The 7341-nt window shown below is 48.8% G+C and carries 7 protein-coding genes; 6 read left to right on the top strand and 1 reads right to left on the bottom strand.

The annotated features are described in order from the left end of the window. Nucleotides 1–29: 29 nt before the first annotated feature. On the bottom strand, nt 30–284 hold the full coding sequence (locus ACUU1I_RS04375) for a YkgJ family cysteine cluster protein (protein WP_000389030.1): 255 nt from the start codon (nt 282–284) through the stop codon (nt 30–32). A 154-nt stretch (nt 285–438) separates the two neighbouring features. Here ACUU1I_RS04375 and yeiP point away from each other — a divergent pair, with 154 nt between their 5' ends. From yeiP to ACUU1I_RS04345, 6 genes are all read left to right on the top strand, one after another. Beyond that, nucleotides 439–1011: an elongation factor P-like protein YeiP gene (gene yeiP, locus ACUU1I_RS04370; protein WP_001136824.1), complete on the top strand. Its 573-nt coding sequence runs from the start codon at nt 439–441 to the stop codon at nt 1009–1011. Nucleotides 1012–1233: 222 nt separating this feature from the next. Next, nucleotides 1234–2700, top strand: a complete 1467-nt coding sequence (locus ACUU1I_RS04365; protein WP_000848226.1) for a mannitol dehydrogenase family protein — start codon at nt 1234–1236, stop codon at nt 2698–2700. Nucleotides 2701–2817: 117 nt separating this feature from the next. Then, nucleotides 2818–3804 carry a zinc-binding GTPase YeiR gene (gene yeiR / locus ACUU1I_RS04360; RefSeq protein WP_000198834.1) on the top strand — a complete coding sequence of 329 codons (987 nt, stop codon included), beginning with the start codon at nt 2818–2820 and terminating at the stop codon, nt 3802–3804. A gap of 38 nt (nt 3805–3842) precedes the next feature. Continuing rightward, complete coding sequence (gene lpxT / locus ACUU1I_RS04355; RefSeq protein ID WP_005063524.1) at nt 3843–4556, top strand: Kdo(2)-lipid A phosphotransferase; 714 nt, start codon at nt 3843–3845, stop codon at nt 4554–4556. 411 nt (nt 4557–4967) lie between these two features. After that, the gene (gene mepS / locus ACUU1I_RS04350; protein ID WP_000241008.1) at nt 4968–5534 is read left to right on the top strand and encodes a bifunctional murein DD-endopeptidase/murein LD-carboxypeptidase; all 567 of its coding nucleotides are present in this window, start codon (nt 4968–4970) and stop codon (nt 5532–5534) included. A 180-nt stretch (nt 5535–5714) separates the two neighbouring features. Next, complete coding sequence (locus ACUU1I_RS04345; RefSeq protein ID WP_000470564.1) at nt 5715–7271, top strand: cyclic di-GMP phosphodiesterase; 1557 nt, start codon at nt 5715–5717, stop codon at nt 7269–7271. The last annotated feature ends 70 nt before the right edge of the window (nt 7272–7341 follow it).

Genomic DNA, 7341 nt, shown 5'->3' with positions numbered 1-7341 from the left:
CTGTTTTGCTTACTGCGGATTAAAGATGTTTAAGGCGCGGTCAGCATTTCCAGATCGATAAGCCAGGTCATGGCCTGCTGACGCGAGTTACCGCACATTTCAGCGCTGGCTTGTAAGCCTGCACAGACTTTCGGTCGCAGTGGCGAGGTGAAAATTTTACAGCGTTGCTGTTCATCAAGCTGAATGCAGGGCGTATTGGCGGGCTTGCCATCTGGCATACCGGGAATAGGGCTGGAAATTGAAGGGGCAGTGCAACACGCCCCGCAACCCGGACGGCATTCCATACGTTGTTCTCTTAAGGTTAACCACCGGATTGATGAGCGCGCACAGTACCACCTTTTTTGCACCAGCAAAAGTGCGAATACCACTTGCCCGAAAGGCCCATCGCGAGTACTTTGTCGCGATATTTTTGACATTTTCGACTACAGGAATTTTTCGATGCCAAGAGCGAACGAAATTAAAAAAGGTATGGTACTGAATTACAACGGCAAACTGCTGCTGGCTAAGGATATTGATATTCAGTCGCCCACTGCCCGCGGTGCCGCTACGCTGTACAAAATGCGTTTTTCTGATGTCCGTACCGGGCTGAAAGTAGAAGAGCGTTTCAAAGGTGATGATATCGTTGACACCGTGACGCTGACCCGCCGTTACGTTGACTTCTCCTATGTCGATGGCAACGAATATGTCTTTATGGATAAAGAAGACTATACCCCGTATACCTTCACCAAAGATCAGATTGAAGAAGAGTTGCTGTTTATGCCAGAGGGCGGCATGCCGGACATGCAGGTGCTGACCTGGGACGGTCAACTGCTGGCGCTTGAGCTGCCGCAGACCGTTGATCTGGAAATCGTTGAAACCGCACCAGGCATCAAAGGGGCATCTGCCAGCGCCCGTAACAAACCGGCGACATTGAGCACTGGTCTGGTGATTCAGGTACCAGAATACTTAAGCCCGGGCGAAAAAATTCGTATCCATATCGAAGAACGCCGTTATATGGGGCGTGCTGACTAACTTCAGCCGCATGCAGAAAAGGGATAGCTCAGGCTGTCCCTTTTTTAATTTATTATACCAATCTTCTATTTTGCGCTTCCTGAACACCTTACGCCCTCAATTTTCACTCGTTGATTGATCGCCCTCACACTTCATCGCATTAACAATCCAGACCAATTTCAATTGCTGTCATATAACTTTACACTGTCATTGTTAATTTATCGTTACTAAGACGTGACTCCTATGAAGACAATTGCCTCCGTTACGCTCCCGCATCATGTACACGCTCCACGCTACGATCGCCAGCAGTTGCAATCACGTATCGTTCATTTTGGCTTTGGCGCCTTTCACCGCGCTCATCAGGCGTTACTGACCGATCGTGTGCTGAATGCCCAGGGCGGCGACTGGGGGATCTGTGAAATCAGCTTGTTCAGCGGTGATCAACTGATGAGCCAGCTCCGCGCACAGAACCATTTATATACCGTGCTGGAGAAAGGTGCGGACGGCAATCAGGTGATAATTGTCGGTGCCGTTCACGAATGCCTTAATGCAAAACTGGATTCCTTAGCGGCAATTATTGAGAAATTTTGCGAGCCACAGGTGGCAATTGTTTCCCTGACGATTACCGAAAAAGGCTATTGTATTGACCCGGCCACCGGTGCACTCGACACCAGTAATCCGCGGATTATTCACGATCTACAAACCCCTGAAGAACCTCACTCCGCACCGGGTATTCTCGTCGAAGCACTGAAACGCCGCCGTGAGCGCGGCCTTACACCGTTTACCGTGCTCTCCTGCGACAATATTCCCGACAATGGCCATGTGGTGAAAAACGCGGTGCTGAGAATGGCAGAAAAACGTTCGCCAGAACTCGCCGGGTGGATAAAAGAACACGTCAGTTTTCCGGGAACCATGGTCGACCGCATTGTTCCGGCTGCAACCGACGAATCACTGGCAGAAATCAGCCAGCATCTGGGGGTAAATGATCCCTGCGCGATTAGCTGCGAACCGTTTATCCAGTGGGTGGTTGAAGATAACTTCATCGCTGGGCGTCCTGCCTGGGAAGTCGCAGGTGTACAAATGGTGAATGATGTCCTGCCATGGGAAGAGATGAAACTGCGTATGCTTAATGGCAGCCACTCTTTTCTCGCTTATCTGGGTTACCTCTCAGGATTCGCCTATATCAGTGATTGCATGCAGGATCGCGTATTTCGCTATGCTGCCAGAACATTAATGCTGGATGAGCAAGCGCCGACACTGCAAATTAAAGATGTCGATTTAACACAATATGCGGATAAGTTAATTGCACGTTTTGCTAATCCGTCGCTGAAACATAAGACCTGGCAAATCGCGATGGATGGCAGCCAGAAATTACCGCAACGTATGCTGGCAGGTATTCGCATACATCTGGGGCGTGAAACGGACTGGTCGTTGCTGGCATTAGGCGTTGCTGGCTGGATGCGTTACGTCAGCGGCGTTGATGATGCCGGAAATGCCATTGATGTTCGCGATCCGCTTAGCGATAAAATTCGCGAACTTGTTGCGGGCAGCAGCAGTGAACAACGCGTAACCGCCCTGCTTTCCCTGCGTGAAGTTTTCGGTGATGATCTGCCAGATAACCCGCATTTTGTGCAGGCCATCGAACAAGCCTGGCAACAAATCGTACAATTCGGCGCACATCAGGCGCTATTAAACCCCCTCAAAATTTAACGATTTCTGCGGTTAAAGCGGATGAAGCTCACCTTCGTCCGCTCTCCCCTTCTCTTTTCTGCCTTTTTTAGCCAGGATTAACGCTCAGTTAACTTACCAGAGTATTGCGGAGCCGTTGTGACCAGGACCAACCTCATCACCGGTTTTCTCGGCAGCGGGAAAACCACGTCGATTCTTCATCTGTTAGCCCATAAAGATCCCAACGAAAAATGGGCGGTACTGGTTAATGAATTTGGGGAAGTCGGAATTGATGGTGCTTTGCTCGCCGATAGCGGCGCATTGCTGAAAGAGATCCCCGGCGGCTGCATGTGCTGCGTTAATGGTTTACCCATGCAGGTAGGGTTGAATACCTTACTGCGTCAGGGAAAACCAGACCGCTTGTTGATAGAGCCGACCGGGCTGGGCCATCCGAAACAGCTCCTCGATCTGTTAACCGCACCAGTCTATGAACCGTGGATAGATCTGCGCGCCACCTTGTGCATTCTCGATCCACGCCTGCTGCTGGACGAAAAAAGCGCCAGCAATGAAAACTTCCGTGACCAGCTGGCTGCCGCAGACATCATTGTCGCCAATAAATCCGACCGTGCGACGCCCGAAAGTGAGCAAGCGCTACAGCGTTGGTGGCAGCAAAATGGTGGCGATCGACAATTAATTCACAGTGAGCATGGGAAAGTTGACGGTCATCTTCTGGATTTGCCGCGTCGCAATTTAGCCGAGTTGCCCGCCAGCGCCGCGCATTCTCATCAGCATGTCGTGAAAAAAGGGTTAGCAGCGTTAAGCCTGCCAGAGCATCAACGCTGGCGTCGCAGTCTGAACAGCGGGCAAGGATATCAGGCCTGCGGCTGGATATTCGACGCTGATACGGTATTCGACACCATTGGCATTCTGGAATGGGCGCGACTTGCACCGGTGGAACGCGTCAAAGGCGTGCTGCGTATTCCCGAAGGGCTGGTACGAATCAACCGTCAGGGCGATGACCTGCACATTGAAACGCAAAACGTTGCGCCACCGGACAGCCGTATTGAGCTGATTTCCAGCAGCGAAGCTGACTGGAATGCCTTGCAGAGCGCGCTGTTGAAGCTTCGTTTAGCGACTACCGCGTAAGGTTGCCTGCGTTTTTCAGTAAGATAATTAGAGAAAATATGATTAAAAATTTGCCGCAAATAGTGTTGTTGAATATTGTCGGCCCCGCGCTGTTTCTTTCCTGGTATATTCCCGTTAATCATGGATTCTGGTTGCCGATTGATGCGGATATTTTTTATTTCTTTAATCAGAAACTGGTCGAAAGTAAGGCCTTTTTATGGCTGGTTGCATTGACTAACAATCGCGCCTTCGACGGTTGTTCACTGCTGGCGATGGGTATGTTGATGCTGAGTTTCTGGCTGAAAGAAAACGCCCCTGGCAGACGACGTATCGTGATTATGGGTCTGGTCATGCTATTAACTGCAGTGGTATTAAACCAGCTGGGTCAGGCATTAATTCCTGTAAAACGGGCCAGCCCAACATTGACTTTTACCGATATTAACCGCGTCAGCGAACTGCTCTCTGTTCCCACGAAAGATGCCTCACGAGATAGCTTTCCCGGCGATCACGGCATGATGCTGCTTATTTTTTCGGCATTCATGTGGCGTTATTTCGGCAAAGTTGCAGGCCTTATCGCCCTTATTATTTTTGTGGTTTTTGCATTTCCCAGAGTAATGATTGGCGCACACTGGTTTACTGACATCATTGTCGGTTCGATGACCGTGATATTGATCGGTTTGCCCTGGGTGTTGCTGACGCCATTAAGTGATCGATTAATCACCTTTTTTGACAAATCACTACCAGGAAAAAACAAACATTTCCAAAACAAATAACTCACAGTAATTAACATCATCAGGGTTATTTTTATAGTGAGGATAATCCTGATGATGCGCACCGTGCTTTCATCTATCGAACGCAAAAATCATTCTCTAAGTAAATGAATGGATTGCATGCGTTTCACTCAATTGTACTTTAATTGACCAACCCCGCTTATTAACTTTCTGTATCACTTTTTCTTATAAAAAATCATGTAAAACCGCTCGCCAAGACCGCACCAATCGGGTAATCTCGAACTCGTTTTGCCTCGGCGGTAGATTATCCTCACAGCATATAATTTTGTGCGTTAGTCCACAGATTTGGCCTTAAGGAATTGTTTCAACATGCCCAGGTAATTAGTCTCGTGTCGCCTGGCATTTTTTTATAACGATATTTGTCGTTAAGGACTTCAAGGGAAAACAAACAACATGGTCAAATCTCAACCGATTTTGAGATATATCTTGCGCGGGATTCCCGCGATTGCAGTAGCGGTTCTGCTTTCTGCATGTAGTGCAAATAACACCGCAAAGAATATGCATCCTGAGACACGTGCAATGGGTAGTGAAACATCATCACTGCAAGCTTCTCAGGATGAATTTGAAAACCTGGTTCGTAATGTCGACGTAAAATCGCGAATTATGGATCAGTATGCTGACTGGAAAGGCGTACGTTATCGTCTGGGCGGCAGCACTAAAAAAGGTATCGATTGTTCTGGTTTCGTACAGCGTACATTCCGTGAGCAATTTGGCTTAGAACTTCCGCGTTCGACTTACGAACAGCAGGAAATGGGTAAATCTGTTTCCCGCAGTAATTTGCGTACGGGTGATTTAGTTCTGTTCCGTGCCGGTTCAACGGGACGCCATGTCGGTATTTATATCGGCAACAATCAGTTTGTCCATGCTTCCACCAGCAGTGGTGTTATTATTTCCAGCATGAATGAACCGTACTGGAAGAAGCGTTACAACGAAGCACGCCGGGTTCTCAGCCGCAGCTAATAAACCGTTTGGATGCAATCCCTTGGCTATCCTGACGAGTTAACTGAAAGCACTGCTTAGGCAGTGCTTTTTTGTTTTCATTCATCAGAGAAAATGATGTTTCCGCGTCTTGATCCAGGCTATAGTCCGGTCATTGTTATCTTTTAAATGTTGTCGTAATTTCAGGAAATTAACGGAATCATGTTCATACGCGCTCCCAATTCTGGACGTAAGCTCCTGCTTACCTGCATTGTAGCAGGCGTGATGATTGCGATACTGGTTAGCTGCCTTCAGTTTTTAGTGGCCAGGCATAAGCACGAAGTCAAATACGACACACTGATTATCGACGTACAAAAGTATCTCGATACCTATTTTGCCGACCTGAAATCCACTACTGACCGGCTTCAGCCGCTGACCTTAGATACCTGCCAGCAGGCTAACCCCGAACTGACCGCTCGCGCGGCGTTTAGCATGAATGTCCGTACGTTTGTGCTGGTGAAAGATAAAAAAACATTCTGTTCATCTGCGACTGGTGAGATGGACATTCCACTCAATGAATTGATTCCGGCGCTCGACATTAATAAAAACGTCGATATGGCGATCTTACCCGGCACGCCGATGGTGCCGAACAAACCCGCAATCGTCATCTGGTATCGCAACCCTTTGCTGAAAAATAGCGGTGTGTTTGCCGCTCTGAATCTCAACCTGACGCCTTCTCTCTTTTATAGTTCACGGCAGGAAGATTACGATGGCGTCGCCCTCATTATTGGCAATACTGCGCTATCTACCTTTTCTTCACGTTTGATGAACGTTAATGAATTAACCGACATGCCGGTCCGTGAAACTAAAATTGCGGGCATTCCTCTGACCGTTCGGCTTTATGCGGATGACTGGACATGGAACGATGTGTGGTACGCATTTTTACTGGGCGGCATGAGTGGAACTGTCGTTGGCCTGCTTTGCTATTACCTGATGAGCGTACGTATGCGCCCCGGCAGAGAAATCATGACCGCCATCAAGCGCGAACAATTTTACGTGGCGTATCAACCGGTGGTGGATACACAAGCTTTGCGGGTAACGGGCCTGGAAGTACTGCTACGCTGGCGGCATCCTGTAGCGGGAGAAATTCCCCCGGATGCCTTCATTAACTTTGCCGAATCGCAAAAGATGATTGTGCCGCTGACTCAGCACCTGTTTGAGTTAATTGCCCGCGATGCCGCAGAATTAGAAAAAGTACTGCCGGTAGGCGTCAAATTTGGCATTAACATTGCGCCGGACCATCTGCACAGCGAAAGCTTTAAAGCAGATATCCAGAAACTGCTCACTTCCCTGCCCGCACACCATTTCCAGATTGTGCTGGAAATTACCGAGCGCGATATGCTGAAAGAGCAAGAAGCCACACAACTCTTCGCCTGGCTGCACTTGGTCGGCGTAGAAATTGCTATTGATGACTTCGGCACCGGGCACAGCGCGCTTATCTATCTTGAGCGTTTTACGCTCGATTATCTGAAAATTGACCGTGGATTTATCAACGCCATCGGTACGGAAACGATCACTTCACCCGTACTTGACGCGGTGCTGACGCTGGCGAAACGTCTCAATATGCTGACAGTTACTGAAGGGGTCGAAACGCCGGAACAAGCGCGATGGCTAAGCGAACGCGGCGTTAATTTCATGCAAGGCTACTGGATTAGTCGCCCGTTACCGCTGGACGATTTTGTTCGCTGGCTGAAGAAACCGTATACGCCGCAGTGGTAAGGTGTGCTTACGTCCCTTATTATTCATAGTGAAAGCATGCCGGATTGCGGCTAATGATGAGTAAAAGGAA

It is taken from the genome of Shigella sp. SIG3 (assembly GCF_053555855.1).
Note: the sequence above shows the minus strand (reverse complement) of the source record. Positions and strands in the feature narration are given on the sequence as shown.

Excerpts from the sequence above, each read along its gene's own strand:
- ACUU1I_RS04375 (WP_000389030.1), bottom strand. The coding sequence starts at position 284 with ATGGAATGCCGTCCGGGTTGCGGGGCGTGTTGCACTGCCCCTTCAATT.
- yeiP (WP_001136824.1), top strand. The coding sequence starts at position 439 with ATGCCAAGAGCGAACGAAATTAAAAAAGGTATGGTACTGAATTACAAC.
- ACUU1I_RS04365 (WP_000848226.1), top strand. The coding sequence starts at position 1,234 with ATGAAGACAATTGCCTCCGTTACGCTCCCGCATCATGTACACGCTCCA.
- lpxT (WP_005063524.1), top strand. The coding sequence starts at position 3,843 with ATGATTAAAAATTTGCCGCAAATAGTGTTGTTGAATATTGTCGGCCCC.
- mepS (WP_000241008.1), top strand. The coding sequence starts at position 4,968 with ATGGTCAAATCTCAACCGATTTTGAGATATATCTTGCGCGGGATTCCC.
- ACUU1I_RS04345 (WP_000470564.1), top strand. The coding sequence starts at position 5,715 with ATGTTCATACGCGCTCCCAATTCTGGACGTAAGCTCCTGCTTACCTGC.